General features: G+C 47.9%; 9 protein-coding genes. 7 read left to right on the plus strand and 2 right to left on the minus strand.

The features are described 5' to 3' along the window. Positions 1-102: 102 nt before the first annotated feature. Positions 103-711, plus strand: a complete 609-nt coding sequence (locus SPI9445_RS0113755) for a cation diffusion facilitator family transporter (RefSeq protein ID WP_017305338.1) — start codon at positions 103-105, stop codon at positions 709-711. A gap of 57 nt (positions 712-768) precedes the next feature. Here SPI9445_RS0113755 and SPI9445_RS0113760 read toward each other — a convergent pair whose 3' ends face one another. After that, on the minus strand, positions 769-2,622 hold the full coding sequence (locus SPI9445_RS0113760) for an iron uptake porin (RefSeq protein WP_017305339.1): 1,854 nt from the start codon (positions 2,620-2,622) through the stop codon (positions 769-771). Between the two features lie 125 nt (positions 2,623-2,747). Between SPI9445_RS0113760 and SPI9445_RS0113765 the strand changes: the two genes are divergently transcribed. The 5 genes from SPI9445_RS0113765 (at position 2,748) to clpB (ending at position 12,607) form a co-directional block, all read left to right on the plus strand. Further along, entirely contained in the window at positions 2,748-6,020 is a 3,273-nt protein-coding gene (locus SPI9445_RS0113765) for a type 2 lanthipeptide synthetase LanM family protein (RefSeq protein ID WP_017305340.1), read from the plus strand. Positions 6,021-6,063: 43 nt separating this feature from the next. After that, a complete protein-coding gene (locus SPI9445_RS0113770; protein ID WP_017305341.1) occupies positions 6,064-8,208 on the plus strand; it encodes a peptidase domain-containing ABC transporter in 2,145 nt (714 codons plus the stop codon). 136 nt (positions 8,209-8,344) lie between these two features. Beyond that, positions 8,345-8,578, plus strand: coding sequence for a mersacidin/lichenicidin family type 2 lantibiotic (locus tag SPI9445_RS0113780; RefSeq protein WP_017305343.1), 234 nt, complete (start codon positions 8,345-8,347; stop codon positions 8,576-8,578). A gap of 151 nt (positions 8,579-8,729) precedes the next feature. Beyond that, positions 8,730-9,749 carry an HlyD family secretion protein gene (locus tag SPI9445_RS25570; RefSeq protein ID WP_017305344.1) on the plus strand — a complete coding sequence of 340 codons (1,020 nt, stop codon included), beginning with the start codon at positions 8,730-8,732 and terminating at the stop codon, positions 9,747-9,749. A gap of 173 nt (positions 9,750-9,922) precedes the next feature. Next, a complete protein-coding gene (gene clpB / locus SPI9445_RS0113790; protein WP_017305345.1) occupies positions 9,923-12,607 on the plus strand; it encodes an ATP-dependent chaperone ClpB in 2,685 nt (894 codons plus the stop codon). 117 nt (positions 12,608-12,724) lie between these two features. On the opposite strand, the gene bicA is transcribed toward clpB, so the two are convergent. Next, positions 12,725-14,419, minus strand: coding sequence for a bicarbonate transporter BicA (gene bicA / locus SPI9445_RS25575; RefSeq protein ID WP_017305346.1), 1,695 nt, complete (start codon positions 14,417-14,419; stop codon positions 12,725-12,727). Positions 14,420-14,700: 281 nt separating this feature from the next. On the opposite strand from bicA, the gene SPI9445_RS0113800 reads away from it, so the two are divergent. Next, positions 14,701-16,089: a cation:proton antiporter gene (locus SPI9445_RS0113800; RefSeq protein ID WP_017305347.1), complete on the plus strand. Its 1,389-nt coding sequence runs from the start codon at positions 14,701-14,703 to the stop codon at positions 16,087-16,089. The last annotated feature ends 70 nt before the right edge of the window (positions 16,090-16,159 follow it).

Below are 16,159 nucleotides of genomic sequence, written 5' to 3' on the forward strand. Positions count from 1 at the left end.
TTTGTGCCGCCAAGGGGAAAAAATCCCCCCTAACCCCCTTAAAATGCTATTCCTAGAGGGAATTCATGAATTGCCCCCACTTACAACCCATTGAGGAATGAGATGTCGGATTGTGGATGTCACGTTGAAGCCAACAACAAGCAAGAACGAAAAACCCTATGGATTTTGTTGGTCATTAATGCCAGTTTATTTGTGCTGGAAGTCATTACAGGCGTTCTAGCCGAGTCTACAGCCTTAATTGCCGACTCCTTAGATATGTTGGCAGATATGATCGTCTATGCTCTATCCCTTTATGCTGTCGGGAAATCTCGTCAGCACAAAAACCGTGCGGCCTCTTTGAGTGGCATTTTTCAAATAACCCTAGCGGTTTTAGTCCTCGTGGATGTCATGCAACGGTTTATTACAGGGAGTTCTCCCGAGTCAGGCTGGATGATGGGAATTGCGGGTTTAGCCTTGTTGGGGAATAGTTTCTGTTTATATTTAGTCTCAAAACACCGCCAAGGGGAAATTCATATGCGAGCTAGTTGGATTTTCACCCAGAATGATGTGATTGCGAATGTTGGAGTGATTATAGCGGGTTTGTTGGTGGCTGTTTTGGATTCCCGTTTCCCTGATTTGATTGTGGGGTTTATGATTTCGCTCCTTGTCCTACGCGGGGGAGTGAATATCTGGCGTGAGGCGCGGTTAGATGTGGGGAATAGGGGGAATTAAGGATTGGCTCTCCCTGTTGCTGATTAGTCAGGAGCAGAGAGAGCTAGGCAATCGGAGTTAAAACAAAAAGGTCAGCCGTAACGTACCAATCAGAACACTGGGATTACGAGAGGTTTGATTAGGAGCCGTCAGCCAAATTAGACCGGGGGTGATAAAAATTTGGTCGGTCATTTTATAACGGTAAAAGCCCTCAATATGCCAAGGTACGGTATTCCCGGCGATTAAATCCGTAAAATCTTCACCTAAATTAGAGCCGAACCAATTGTTACCCGTGCGGAAAGGTTCCGGGACTTTGGCGCGGGTGGCGTAGGGAGAGGCTCCCACCACTAGGCCGCCTAAGTGACCGGGGCCGCCTAGGTCAGGAAAGGCGAGGGAAACGCCATAGGTGAGAACATCGGCGGAACTGCCGGAATAGGGGGTACCGCCAAAGAAAAGGGGCAGGGTTCCCCCGGAGGTTTTGATCCGGTTATAGGCAAACCAGCCGTTAACGGCGAATTTGGGGCTAATTTCCCATAAGGCGGCGATTCCGTAAGAATTGACCCGTGATTCTTGACTGGGAATGACGGGGAAGTTGGCGAGGGTGGTTCCTTGGTCGCCAAAAAAGATGGGCAAACTGGCCACGGGACCGCCAACGTTGTGGCGACTGTAGCTATAGGTTAATCCGAAGGAAAAGTTATCGCTGGGTTGAACGGTGAGTTGAGCGAGAGCAGAATAACGACCGTCAAAGAGTCCCCCACTAAAGGGATTATCGGGTTGGGGACGGGTGGGGTCGTTGGCATAGCTGGCGAGGTATCCGGCGCTGAAACTGAGGCGATCGCTAAAATGGTGGCTAAATCCTAATCCGGCTCCTTCAAAGTTATAAATGGCGCTGCGTTGTCCAAAGAGGGAGAGGGAGCCGGTGCCGCCGTTATCATCATCCCAAAAACTGAAGGTGGTGGGGACATAATCATGATGTTCCCCCCCAAATCCCATGATGACCAGTTGGGTTTGCTGGCTGAGGGGGAATTTATAGCTGAGTTGGGTTAGACCGAGGGTATTGTTGCCCGGTAGGGAGCCAATGTTGTTAAAGGTTTGTTGACCTTCGGGGGAAAAGTCAGAACCGCCCTGAAAACCGCGCAGGGGGGAGGGGCCGTAGCGTAAACCCCGAGGTTGTCCGGGGTCAACCGGACCGACGGGACGGTTGGGGTGAAGCAGGTTGCCACTGGTGAGGCGGATTTTCAGTTCATCTTGGCCGGAAAAGCTGGTGAGGAAGTCGAGACGAACTCGGTTGCCAAAGATGGGGTTTTGGGTGGGGGTGGGGACGTTGATTTGTCCGGTGCGACCGAAAATGGCGGGAAAGGTGGAGGTGGTGCCGCTTCCGGTGAGGACATCGGTGAGGGCAAAAATGGCTTCTCCTCTCAGTTTGGTGGTGGTGGAAAATTGGTTATCTTCTAAGAAGGCGGTTCGACTTTCGAGGTGATCTACGCGGGTGCCGAGTGTCACCAGTTCGCTTTCAAATTCTTTGAGCAGTCGTTCTAATAGGTTGAGGTCTTCGCGGGTCACAAAATCGGCGGTAGATGCGGCGAGAATGCGCTGGATTTGTTCGAGGCAAGCGTTTAATCCGGCGGCGAATTCGTAACGACTCAGGGGGCGTTGACCGCGAAAGGTTCCGTCTGGATAGCCCACTAAGCAACCATAACGCTCTATGAGTCCCTGTAAGGCGCTAAAGGCCCAGTCCCCTGGGGAGACATCCCGCAACCCAGAAACGGAGTTCATTTGGCTCATGGGGGCGCTGTTGAGGGTGAAATCCTCAAGGTTTTGAGCGAAGAGGGGAAGGGGGGAGAAGGCGATCGCACCACTGCCTAATCCCAACAGGAGAGTCCCCAGTCTGCCCATGACACTGGGGGGTAGATACCGCGCAAATTTTGACATTGTTTTGTTTCCTCACAAACCTTTTTGGCAAGCTTGCCGTATTTTTTTAAGAATGATTATCATTCTTGTACAAGTGTGAGTATGATAATCATTATCACTAAAAAAGGCAAGGGGGAAGCATTGCAATGGCTGAAACGGAAAGGGGGCGAGGTGTGCAGGTCAAGAGTCCGGGCTGGTATCAGGCTTTACGGTTGGAGGAGCGTTTAGCGTCGGGACAACCGGGGGCATCTGGTAGCGAGAATCGCTACCTAGAGCGCTGGCGACAGCAAACCCCCTTTCAGCAAGAGGAGTATTGGCGGCAAAAGTTAGCGATTGAAGGGATCAGTGAGGATCTGTGGTGTGCCGTGGTGGGGGAGTCTCCGGAGTCCTTGGCGCACCGTTTAACACCTCCCCAATGGTTGAAGCAACTAGAGAGCGCCTTTGGGCGAGCAGATTGGGATAATATTCAGATCGCCTCCGGTGCGGATTTAGCGGAGGAGCGTTTACTGGTGGGATTGCTCCATTGGGTGCGGCCGTTACTCAGTGAGGCGATCGCGCAGCGTCTCGGAACGAGAATCGCCCGCTTGGAGTCTCAACTCCCCCCCGCGCCCCCCTCTTGGGGTGTGGACAGCCTTAAACGCCTCTTACTGGGCAATTTACCTGAACAACTACTCAACTTCATCAGTCAAACACTCACCCTAGAGTTAAATGTTGCTCGTTTACAGGGTCAACTCTCAGGAAATACGGCGAAAGAACGGTTTCTGGACTTTATTGAACAGTTAAAACAGCCCGATTATGCGATCGCCCTTTTTGCAGAATATCCCGTCCTCACCCGGCAGTTAGTCCTACACCTAGAGCAATGGGTGAACAGTAACACAGAACTGATCCAGCGTCTGGTGGAGGATTGGCCCCTCATTTGTTCTCACTTCACAGCGCAACCTCCCGGACAACTGGTAAAAATTCAACAGGGGGCAGGCGATCGCCATTGTGGGGGGCGTTCCGTTGCCATCTTAGAATTTAGCAACCTGAAGCTAGTTTACAAACCCAGATCCCTCGCCATTGATCAACAATTCCAACAGCTTTTAGAGTGGTTTAATCCCCACCTTGAGATCCCCTTCCCTCAAGTTAAAATCCTCAATCAAGGACAATATGGTTGGATGGAATACATCGCCCCAGCCAGTTGTGAAACCCCTGTTCAAATTGACCGTTTTTATCAAAGAATTGGTCATTACCTAGCCCTTCTTTACACCTTAGAAGCCACAGACTTTCACCTAGAAAATCTCATTGCTGCGGGAGAAAACCCCGTCCTCATTGACCTAGAAACCCTCTTTCGTCCCGAACGAATCGATCCCAACAGTCCCGAATCTTGTTTAATTGCCAATCAGAAAATAGCACAGTCGGTGATGAGCGTTGGTTTATTACCCCAACGCATCGCACTTAAAGAAAAATCCCCCGGTTTTGATGCCAGTGGTTTAGGGGCAGTGGGAGGAGAAACCCTACCCACCAGCAGCGCACAACTCAGCGCAATCGGCACAGATCAAATGCGCGTTACCCGACAACCTGATATTCTTCCTTCGGCTCATAATCAACCCCAACTAGAGGAAAAATCTGTTCAAGCTTGGCAATATCAGAACTCAATCCTACAAGGTTTTACCACCCTTTATCATCTCTGTTTAAGCCACCGTTCCCAACTGCTTAATCATTGGCTTCCCAAATTTGCGAACTGTGAAATTCGGGTCGTTTTGCGTGACACCCGCCTTTATGGATTACTCTTAAAAGAAAGCTATCACCCCGATCTTTTACACAACGCCCTTGAGCGCGATCGCTTCTTTGATCATCTGTGGGTTGACGTTCCCCACCGTCCCAGCTTAACCCAAATTATCAACCTCGAAAAACAAGCCCTATGGCGAGGGGATATTCCCTTTTTTACCACCCGCCCCAACTCCCCCCACTTAGTCAGTGAAGGTCAAGAAATCGCCAACTTTTTTCAAAAATCTGGATTAGAACGGGTTAAGCAGAAAATAAACCGCTTAAGTGAAGAAGACTTACAGCAACAACAGGGATTTATTCAAGCCTCTTTAAATAGCTTAATTTTACAAAAAGCTGAACAAGATAAAGATTCTAACAATCTCCAGCACTTACAGTTTACTCCCCTAAAAATTGCCCAAAATTCAGCCCCTTCTAGCCCTCTTCCCCCAAGACTAATCAACACTGCCCAACACATTGCCTCCCATCTCGAAAGCTTAGGGATTATCGAAGAAAATAAAGCCGCTTGGTTAGGATTGGGTACAGTGGGAGAGGGACGTTGGACGCTTAAACCTTTAGCCTGGGATTTATTTGAAGGACTTTCCGGCATTACCCTATTTTATGCCTATTTAGGCGCAGTCTCAGCCAATGCTGCTCACACAAGACTTGCTCAAAAATGCCTGAATACCATCCTCCTACAAACCCACTTTGATCAGCCCTTTATTCAATCCATAGGCGGCTTTAATGGCTGGGGAGGATTAATTTATACCCTCAGTCATCTCGGACACCTTTGGCAGCAGCCAGACCTATGGCAACAAGCTTTAAATTGGTCAGAAAAACTCCCCCCATTAATCCTCAAAGACGAGAGTTTTGATATTGTCTCCGGTGCGGCTGGTTGTATTTTAGGTTTAATCAGTTTATCTCGCTGTATTCCTGAACCAAACCTGAAAAAAATTGCCCAAGACTGTGGAGATCATTTATTAGCAAAAGCCCTCACTATGCCCCAAGGGATTGGTTGGCTAACCTTACCGCCTCGACAGCCGTTAAGTGGCTTCTCTCATGGAGTCGCTGGCATTGGTTTTGCTCTGGTAAAATTAGCCCAATTTACTGGAGAAAGTCGTTATAAAGCCGCTGCCCTAGAAGCTTGGAAGTATGAGCGCAGTTTATACCGAACACAGCAGAAAAACTGGTGTAATGCTCCCAATGAACCTCTAGGTTTTTCTGTGGGATGGAGTTATGGCGCAACAGGTATCGGTTTAGCCCGTTTGGGTGGGATTAATGGCTTAGATTCTGATGAGATTCAGACAGAAATAAAGGTCGCCATTGAGACTAACCTACTGGCTTTAGAGCAAGGATTAAACTGGGAAAACTATCAGGAAAATCATTCACTTTGTAACGGAATTTTTGGACGTTTAGAGCTTTTACAATCAGCTATTGTGTGGCAAAAAAGCAATCATTGTTTAAATCCTAAGCTAGAAAAAACTTATACAAATTATCTCAATTTAACTTTGGAGAGCTTAGAGCAGATGGGCTGTCGTTGTGGTGTTCCGGGGGGCGTAGAAGTATTAGGCTTAATGACAGGTTTAGCGGGGATTGGGTACGGTGCTTTACGTTTAGCTGAACCAGAAAAAGTTGCCAATATTTTACGCTTAGAGCCACCTAAAAATTATTAAACTTTCTGGGAATTTATCGCTATTTTAAAAAGCTCAAAGGGAAATGCTCTATAAAGTCGTTCTACAACACAATGAAGAAGATTGCGGAGCCGCTTGTTTAGCCACAATTGCTCAATATTATGGTCAGATTTTTGCCCTCAGTCGTGTCCGCCAAGTGGCAGGCACAGGCGCATTAGGCACAAATTTACTCAATTTAAAGCAAGGGGCAAAAGCCCTCGGTTTTGAAGCAAGAGGGGTTAAGGTTAACTTAGACCTCATTCAACAAGATATTGTCCCCTTACCGGGAATTATTCATTGGCAAGGTAATCATTGGGTCGTTTTATACGGCACAAAAAAACAACAATACATTATCGGAGATCCTGCGGTAGGATTGCGGTATCTATCCCAAGCTGAATTATTATCAGGTTGGGATAATGGGGTGATGCTTTTATTGCAACCTCGTCCTGATTTTAACCTTCAACCGGATGATCGTCATTTAACTACAGGTTTTCAACGATTAAAACAACGGTTTTGGCAACAACGCCATCTCTTGTTACAAGTCCTAGGGATTAATCTAGTTTTTGGGCTACTTTCTCTTATCTCTCCCTTCTTCTTACAATTGCTCACTGATGAAGTGTTAGTGCGTCAGGATGTTTCTTTTTTAAACAGCTTGATGATTGTTGTTTTTGTTTCTAATTTATTCCGCAGTGGTTTAAGGTTTATTCAATCCTACATTATAACCTATTTTGCCCAAGGGTTAGAGTTAGATTTGGTTTTAGAATTTTGTGCCGCTTTACTAAAACTTCCTTTAACCTATTATGAATCCCATCGCAGTGGTGAGGTGGCCAGCCGTTTACGAGATATTCAAGCGGTGAATCAATTTATCTCTCAGGTGATTATTTTACTCCCTAGTCAGTTTCTGATTGCTGGGGTATCTCTGGGGTTGATTTTTATTTATGATTTTCGTTTAGTTTTAGCCACCCTAATTTTAGCGGCTATTATGACATTAGTCACGGTTGCTTTTTTAAAGCCGATTCAACAAAAAACCCAAAGCCTTTTAGCATTAACGGCAGAAAACCAAGGGGTGTTAATTGAAACTTTTAAGTCAGCCATATTACTAAAAACAAAAAGTGCTAGTGGAGAGTTTTTAGAAGAGTTTCAGTCTCGCTTTGGGCGGCAAGCTCATCTTAATTTTCAGCGTTTAAAGTTGGCTCTGGGAAATACGGCATTTTCTAATTTAGTATTCTTACTGGGAGAGGCTATATTTCTTTGGGTGGGCAGTCAGTTAGTCTTTGCTGAACGTCTCACCATTGGTCAGTTGGTGGCTTGTAATATTATGAATCGTAATTGTTTGGCTTTCGTGGTCAGTTTAATTGAATGGGTCAATCAGTTTATTTTTGTTAAGATTGCTTTACAACGGCTCAATGATGTAACTGGGAGTCAGTTAGAGGTTCAGAAATTAGAACGAAAACCTTGGGTCAATTTAGCAGCCAATGATCAGATTATTTTTGAAGATGTAACCTTTTATCATCCGGGACGTTTAGAGCTTTTAAAGAATTTTTCGCTGCGGCTACCGGGAGGACAAGCGATTGCGTTAGTGGGGGCTTCTGGTTGTGGGAAAAGTACCTTGGTGAAGTTACTGGCGGGGCTATATTTTCCCCAAGGGGGGTTAATTCGTATTGGCCCTTATAATTTACCGGATTTAGCTCTAGATTGCGTTCGTCAACAGGTGGTTTTAATTCCCCAAGAGGTTCACTTTTGGAGTCGTTCAATTATTGATAATTTGAGTTTAGGTCAGAGGGGGCTAAGTTTTGCCAAGATTGTAGAGGCTTGTCGGATTGCTCAGGCTGATGAGTTCATTGGTCAGTTGCCCAATCAGTATCAAACGATTTTGGGGGAGTTTGGGGCGAATTTGTCTGGGGGGCAACGGCAACGATTGGCGATCGCGCTGGGTATCGTCACAGACCCGCCCATCCTCATTCTGGATGAGTCTACGGGCAGTTTAGACCCCGTGACGGAGGCGGCGGTGCTAGAGCAGCTTTTAGCCCATCGTCAAGGCAAAACTACCATTCTCATCAGTCATCGCCCCCCAGTCATTCGTCGGGCCGATTGGGTGGTGATGTTGGAAAACGGCAAGGTTCAACAGCAAGGTTCCCCTGAAGTTCTCCTGACTCAGTTGGGCAAGCATCTAAGTTTTTTGGATGGGTGAAACCCAACCCCTTAAAGGGTTTCGGCAACTGGGGAAATCTTTTTATTTTGATAATGATTATCGTTCTCAGTTTTGGGGTAAGATAAAAGCGGGGTGCATTCCGCTCCCCTCCAACTGAACCTATAGGAGGTTAACGATGTCTAATTTTGAAATCACCCGTGCGTGGAAAGATCCAGAGTATCGCGCCAGTCTCAGCGCAGAACAACGCCGTCTGTTGCCTGAAAATCCGGCAGGTCTGATTGAATTGAGCGATGAAGATATGTCTTCTTTGGCCGGTGGCTGTACGACTTGCACCGGTGGCACGGGCTTCACCCACACTTGCAACTGGTCTTGTGGCCTTGAAGCAGAGGACAGTTTGACCATCAGTTAGGCACTCAAACCTCATCTTTCTCAGGGTCGCCCCACAAAAAAGCACCCCAAAATCCTTGGACAAAAAAGTATTGTGCCGGGATCTTAGGGTGATAGTTGTTCACGGTTTAAGACCCAGATTTTACTCTGGGTCTTCTTTATATTTTAACCTTATGGTCTATCCCGATCATCTCCCTCGACTCTCTGCCCAAGAACTACTTCCTCCCCTGAATCCTTGGTTACGTTGGGGGGGGCTGACTCTTGGTGGAACAGCGATCGCCGCCTTCCTCCTGTCCGCCGTCATTCCTTACCCCGTGACAGTGACAGCCCCGGCTACTATCCGCCCTGTGGGAGAATTACGCCTTGTGGAAGCACCGAGGGCGGGTATTGTTCAAGAGATCGTCGTGGGGGAGCATCAAGAGGTCGTAGCGGGGGAAATGATTGCCCGACTCGATGACACCCCCCTCAAAATTCAGCATAGGCAGATCCAAGGCCTGATCGACCGCCTCGACCAACAACTAGCACAAATGACCGTACAAATCACAGCAATGGATCGTCAAAGGGTGGCAGAAGAGGAGGGGAGTCAACGGGCGATCGCCTCAGCCCGGGCGGAATGGGCAGGACAAGAACAGGATTATCGCGATCGCCAACAAAACAGCCAACAGGATCTAGCCATTGCCCGCACCAACCTCCGCCAAGCCGAAGCCGAGTTAAAATCCGCTCAGGCCAACCTGCAAGCTGTGGAAGCCTCCCTAAAAGCCGCCCGCGCCCAACAGCAACGTTATGAACCCATTGCCCAACAAGGGGCTATTTCCCAAGATCAATGGGCGCAAGTTCAGTTAAGCGTCATTGAACAGGAACAAGCCCTCATCCGCGCTCAACAAGAGATTGAAACCCGCCAACAAGGGATTCAAGCCGCCCAGGCCACCTTAGAAAAAGCCCAAAACGGCCTCACTCTCAACAAGAGCGAAGTGTTAATCTCAGAACAGCGTTTCGCCCAACAACAGGCCACCCGTGAAGTCACCCTCGCCCGCCTGCAACAGGAACGGGAGTCCCTGATCCGTCAACAGATTGAACTGCAAAAACAGCGCGATCGCGAACAACGGGAACTCGATCAACTAGAGCAAGAATTGCAACACACCCTCATCGAGGCCCCCCTGTGTACTACAAGCGGGGATGGAAGGACAGACTGATATTCTCGGCGCGAGTGAAACCCTGTTGCAATGGATACTCCCGAAAGTGAGATTGAGTACAAACCTGTAGGGGGTATCCGTGAATAGGGAATAGACAAGAGGGAATCAGAATTGATCATCTAACAAGAATCAGGAATAATTGATGCAGTGATTGTCCCTCTTTCCCATAATCCATGCAGCCGACCGATCCGAGTAAGTTTACCGAACAAGCCTGGGATGCTATTGTGAAATCCCAAGATGTAGCCCGTCGCTATGGCAATCAACAACTGGAAATTGAGCATCTTGTGTTATCCCTCCTCGACCAAGAAGATGGACTCACTCAACGGATTCTCACCAAAGCCAATATTGATTTACCTCGCTTCCGGCAGCAAGTAGAATTATTTATCGGTCGTCAGCCTCGGTTTCCCTATGTTGAGCAATTGTATTTAGGGCGAGGCCTAGATGTAATGTTAGACCGCGCCGAGGCCTCCCGTGCCAGTTGGCAGGATAGTTATATCTCCGTAGAACATCTGCTCGTCGGTTTTGCCGAAGATGAACGGATGGGGCGGAAAGTGCTGCGGACGTTTAATCTGGACCCCCAAGATTTAGAGGCCGTCATTAAGTCCGTGCGAGGAACTCAGAAGGTCACAGAACAGAATTCTGAGGAAAAATACGAAGCCCTGAGTAAGTACGGCCGGGACTTAACAGAATTAGCCCGGGCGGGGAAATTAGACCCGGTGATTGGTCGGGATGAGGAAATTCGCAGCGTGATTCAAGTCTTGTCCCGTCGGTCCAAGAATAATCCCGTGTTGATTGGGGAGCCGGGGGTGGGGAAAACCGCCATTGCAGAAGGGTTAGCACAACGGATTATTAATGGAGATGTCCCCGAATCCCTGAAAAATCGCCAACTGATTGGGCTGGATATGGGGAGTTTAATTGCGGGGGCGAAGTATCGGGGGGAATTTGAAGACCGTTTACGTTCCGTTCTCCATGAAGTGACCCATTCCGATGGGCAGATTGTGCTATTTATTGACGAACTCCATACAGTAGTTGGGGCGGGGTCGCCGCAAGGGTCAATGGATGCGGGGAATCTGCTCAAACCCATGTTAGCCCGGGGTGAGTTGCGCTGTATTGGGGCGACAACGTTGGATGAGTACCGCAATCATATTGAAAAGGATCCGGCTCTAGAACGGCGCTTTCAACAGGTTTATGTGAAACAGCCTACGGTGGAGGATACCATCTCAATTTTGCGCGGCCTCAAGGAGCGTTATGAGGTGCATCATGGGGTAAAAATCATTGATGCGGCTTTAATTGCGGCGGCGACGCTTTCGGATCGTTATATTAGCGATCGCTTCCTCCCGGATAAAGCCATTGATTTAGTCGATGAGGCCGCCGCTAAACTGAAAATGGAAATCACCTCCAAACCTGTCGAGTTAGAAGACATTGACCGTCGCCTCATGCAGTTACAAATGGAGAAACTCTCCCTAGAAGCCGAAAATCAAACCCCCAGCCCCGGGGTGAGCAGTGTTTACAGTTCCTCCAAAGAGCGCCTCGAAAAAATTCAACAGGAAATCGCCGAACTCGAACCCACCAAACAACGACTCTCCGCCCAATGGTCTGGGGAAAAACAACTGCTCGAAGAAATTAAAACCCTGCGCGAACAGGAAGAGCAACTGCGCTTACAAGTCAAACAGGCCGAAGATAGTTATGACCTCAACAAAGCCGCCCAATTAAAATATGGCAAATTAGAACTCCTGCAACAGCAAATTGAGGAAAAAGAAGTCCAACTCAATGAACTACAATCCCAAGGTCAGGCCCTGTTACGAGAACAAGTCACCGAGGCCGACATTGCCGAAATTGTCGCCCGGTGGACGGGAATTCCCGTCCACCGTTTATTAGAATCCGAACGGCAAAAACTCCTACAACTCGAAAGTTATCTCCATCAGCGCGTCATCGGGCAACGAGAGGCCGTTTCCGCCGTCTCCGCCGCCATTCGTCGCGCCAGAGCGGGCATGAAAGACCTCGGCCGCCCCATTGGGTCGTTCCTCTTTATGGGGCCCACAGGGGTGGGAAAAACGGAATTAGCCCGCACCCTAGCCCAGGCCCTTTTTGATAGCGAAGAGGCCATGATTCGGCTCGATATGTCCGAATATATGGAAAAACACACCGTCTCCCGCTTAGTGGGTGCGCCTCCGGGCTATGTGGGCTATGAGGAAGGGGGACAACTGAGCGAAGCGGTGCGCCGTCGTCCCTACTCGGTGGTGTTATTGGACGAAGTGGAAAAAGCCCATCGGGATGTTTTTAACATTTTATTACAAGTCCTTGACGACGGGCGCATTACGGACTCTCAAGGGCGAGTGGTGGACTTTCGCAATACAATTATTGTAATGACCAGTAATATCGGCAGTGATTATATTTTGGAGTCTTTACAAGCCCAGCAGGAAGAGGGGAAAATGCAGGATCAGGTGATTCAAACCCTGCGCAAACATTTCCGCCCAGAATTCCTCAACCGCATTGATGATTTAATTATTTTCCATCCTCTGACGCGAGACGAATTAAGGCAGATTGTGGGCTTACAGTTACAACGGTTACAGCGTTTATTGAGTGAGCAGAAAATCACGTTAGAACTAACGGCGGCGGCTCAGGATTATATTGTAGAGGCAGGTTATGATCCGGTTTATGGGGCGCGGCCGTTAAAACGGGCGATTCAACGGGAGTTAGAGAATCCCCTCTCGACGAAGATTTTAGAAATGACGTTTACAGAAGGGGATACGGTGTTAATTGATTGTCGGGAGCATCAATTATCTTTTATTAAGAAAACGACTCCCATTTTGCCCGCTTCTGAAGTGGTGATGACGGTAGAAACGGAGGTTGTTTAGGGAATCGGCAATCTTGACAAGTTAAGGCTCAACGTTAGAAGTCAAGGGAACAGGGAACAGGGGAGTTGATAATTATTACCTATTCCCTATTCCCTAACCCGGAGTATTGACCAATAATCAAGAGGGAACAGAAGCAGTCGGTTCTAACACCACGGGATCAATTAAGTTTTTCGCTTGTTGTAAAGCATCTAAACGAGTTTGTACCCGATGATGTGAGGGAATTCGATCCAGAATATTAAAGCGTTGGAGACGTTGCTCAACCTTCCCTTCTGCCCCCACAATGAACACAGAAATTGATTTCTCGTAGGCTGTATCTACCAGTTTTTCAATGGCCAACGTAGCCGTTACACCCAACAACGGCACATCACTTAAATCCAGAATCACGACCTTGTAGTTATCTAAAATTGATTGACGCTGGGTGATTGCTTTTGCTGCCCCAAAACTCATGGGCCCGCCTAAGTGTAACAGCAAGATTTGACCATGTGCGTCATGGAGCAACTGTTTAACCTGCTCATTTTTCAGTAACTCATCGCTGGGATTATCAATAGCTTTAACTTTTTCCGATTGAATTTCCGCCAGACGATTAATGGTTAACACATTGGCAATAAATACACCCACACCCACCGCAACAATTAAGTCAACAAAGACCGTGAGCAACATTACCCCATACATAATGGCAGCGGCTTTTACTGATAATTTATGCGCCCGTTTAAGGAATTTCCAGTCAATAATATCAATCCCAACTTTGAGGGCAATCCCAGCTAAAACAGCTAGGGGAATATTCCGAGTTAATTCGGCCGCTCCCAAAATGACAACTAATAACACCCCAGCCCGTGCCATGCCCGAAAGTGCAGTTAATCCACCCGTTTGGATATTAACCACCGTCCCCATTGTGGCTCCGGCTCCCGGTAAACCTCCACACAAACCGGACATAATATTACCAATCCCTTGACCAATTAATTCTTTATTAGAATTATGTTCTGTTTGGGTCAAACTATCGGCAATCACAGAGGTTAAGAGGGAGTCAATACACCCTAACATCCCTAAAACTAAACCATCAACCAGCATTTCCTCAATTAAGTCCGGGCGGAAGGTGGGGAATTGAATGGTAGGCAGACCCAAGGTAATTTCCCCGATAATCCGGATTTCGCTATTGTGAAAGAAGATTAAATAAACGGCAGTCCCGGCAATTAAGGCAATGAGTTGAGGAGGACAAAAACGTTTAACTTGTTTTGGGGTGAGGTAAATTAAGGCAACGGTTAACACCCCTAAAATGGTTTCAAGGGGGTTAATATTATTGACCAAGTTGGGCAGATTTTGGACAATGCCTAAAACTCCCCCAGGGGGGTTGGCTTGGCCTAAAAAGGGGCCAATTTGTAAGATCACCATGATTAAACCAATCCCGGACATAAAACCGGAAATCACGGTGTAGGGCATTAGGGTTATATATTTACCTAATTTTAATAAACCGAAAATAATCTGAAAAACCCCAGCCAACATGACGACGGTAAAGGCCATAACTAAGCCATTTTCGGGATCTTTGGCGATGAAACTGGCGACTACGGCAGTCATGACCACAGTCATGGGTCCCGTGGGCTCTGACATGAGGGTGGGTGTTCCCCCAAAGAGAGCGGCGAAGAAACCAACACAAACAGCGCCGTAGAGTCCGGCGGCTGGACCCGCACCAGAGGCCACACCGAAGGCGAGCGCCATCGGCAGTGAAATAATAGCGGCGGTGACTCCTCCGAGAAGATCACCCCGCAAGTTACGCAGGTGAATGGTATTTGTAACTTGAGTGATTGAAATATTCATTAAATGAGAGAGAGTTAATCAATTGATTCAGAGCCGAAGGCTAAGGAAAAACCAAGCATTGTATTGAAGAGAATCTATGTCAAAAGTACAATCATTGACTTCTATCTATGGTTAGATTGTCAAAGTGACCAAGTTTGGGGTGGAAACCGGGTAAACTCTTTGGCTTATATTTACAATAATCAATGGCAAACTAAAAATCATTGACTTATGTCTATGGTTAGATTACAAAAAAGACCGAAATAGCCTTTAATGGGGCAAAGTTGTAGTAGTACATGGAGATGATGTTATTAGAATCTTTGGCTCAGGGGTGGACGACTCCCCTATTGGCAACGGAAGCGGTATCTGAGAACAGCCCTACTATTCTGGCTGGGGTGCTGCTGAGTTTGGTGGTGATTTATGTGGCGAGTAAGTTGGGGGGGGAGTTATCCCGTCTGCTGAGTTTGCCTCCGGTGTTAGGGGAATTAGTCGGGGGGGTACTGATTGGAGCCTCGGCTTTGCATTTATTGGTCTTCCCTGAAGGGGGCGCAGAGGCTGGGACTTCGGTGATTATGGGGGTATTAAATGCTATTACTCCTCTCTCCCCGGAAGCGGCCAATGAAGTGTTTGCCAGCCAAAGTGAGGTGATTTCCCTGTTGGCTGAATTGGGGGTGATTGTCCTGCTGTTTGAAATTGGGCTAGAGTCCAATTTGCGGGAATTAATGAAGGTGGGCGTTCAGGCTGTTGTAGTCGCTGTGATGGGGGTGACTGTTCCCTTTGTCGCTGGCACGGCGGGCTTAATTCTTGTTTTTGGGGTTCCCACAATTCCGGCTATTTTCGCGGGGGCTGCCCTCACGGCTACCAGTATCGGCATCACGTCTAAGGTGTTGTCGGAAATTGGCCGTCTTAAGTCTTCGGAAGGTCAGATTATCCTCGGGGCGGCGGTGATTGATGATGTTTTGGGGATTATTGTCCTAGCGGTGGTGGCGAGTCTGGCGAAAACGGGTGAAGTGGATGTGATGAATGTCATTTACCTGATTATTAGTGCTAGTGGCTTCCTGTTGGGGTCGATTTTGTTGGGGAAAGTGTTTAATCAGAGTTTTGTTGCGATCGCCGATAAACTCAAAACTCGCGGAAACCTTGTTATTCCGGCGTTTGTGTTCGCTTTCTTTATGGCGTTTTTGGCCAATGCTATCCACCTAGAAGCTATTTTAGGGGCTTTTGCGGCGGGTTTGGTGTTGGATGAAACCGACAAGCGCAAGGAGTTGGATAAGCAGGTGATGCCTATTGCAGATATTCTTGTGCCGATTTTCTTTGTCACGGTAGGGGCGAAAACGGATTTAAGTGTGTTGAATCCGGCGAATCCCGCTAACCGTGAGGGATTGATTATTGCGGCTTTCTTAATTGTGGTGGCCATTGTCGGGAAGGTTGTCACCGGATGGACGGTTTTCGGGCAACCTAAGATTAACCGTTTAGCCATTGGGGTGGGTATGGTACCCCGGGGCGAAGTGGGGTTAGTCTTTGCTGGTGTGGGCAGTGCAAGCGGGGTTTTGTCGGAATCTCTCGATGCTGCCATTATTATGATGGTGATTCTGACGACCTTTTTGGCTCCTCCTTTCCTCCGTTTAGCGTTCCGTGACTCGGAGACGGAGGCGGAAGAAACGACGGTGATTTCCAATCCGGTTGAATCCTAGGGTTATGGTTGGGGAATGGGGAATCTTGACAAGTTAGGACATCGGGAGTCGGGAGATTGCCTCTCCCCTG

It is taken from the genome of Spirulina subsalsa PCC 9445 (genome assembly GCF_000314005.1).
Lineage (GTDB): Bacteria > Cyanobacteriota > Cyanobacteriia > Cyanobacteriales > Spirulinaceae > Spirulina_A > Spirulina_A subsalsa.

Coding starts and splice junctions, on each gene's coding strand:
- SPI9445_RS0113780 (WP_017305343.1), top strand. CDS start 8,345: ATGTCTAATTTTGAAATCACCCGTGCGTGGAAAGATCCAGAGTATCGC.
- SPI9445_RS0113770 (WP_017305341.1), top strand. CDS start 6,064: ATGCTCTATAAAGTCGTTCTACAACACAATGAAGAAGATTGCGGAGCC.
- SPI9445_RS0113760 (WP_017305339.1), bottom strand. CDS start 2,622: ATGTCAAAATTTGCGCGGTATCTACCCCCCAGTGTCATGGGCAGACTG.
- clpB (WP_017305345.1), top strand. CDS start 9,923: ATGCAGCCGACCGATCCGAGTAAGTTTACCGAACAAGCCTGGGATGCT.
- SPI9445_RS0113755 (WP_017305338.1), top strand. CDS start 103: ATGTCGGATTGTGGATGTCACGTTGAAGCCAACAACAAGCAAGAACGA.
- bicA (WP_017305346.1), bottom strand. CDS start 14,419: ATGAATATTTCAATCACTCAAGTTACAAATACCATTCACCTGCGTAAC.
- SPI9445_RS0113800 (WP_017305347.1), top strand. CDS start 14,701: ATGTTATTAGAATCTTTGGCTCAGGGGTGGACGACTCCCCTATTGGCA.
- SPI9445_RS0113765 (WP_017305340.1), top strand. CDS start 2,748: ATGGCTGAAACGGAAAGGGGGCGAGGTGTGCAGGTCAAGAGTCCGGGC.
- SPI9445_RS25570 (WP_017305344.1), top strand. CDS start 8,730: ATGGTCTATCCCGATCATCTCCCTCGACTCTCTGCCCAAGAACTACTT.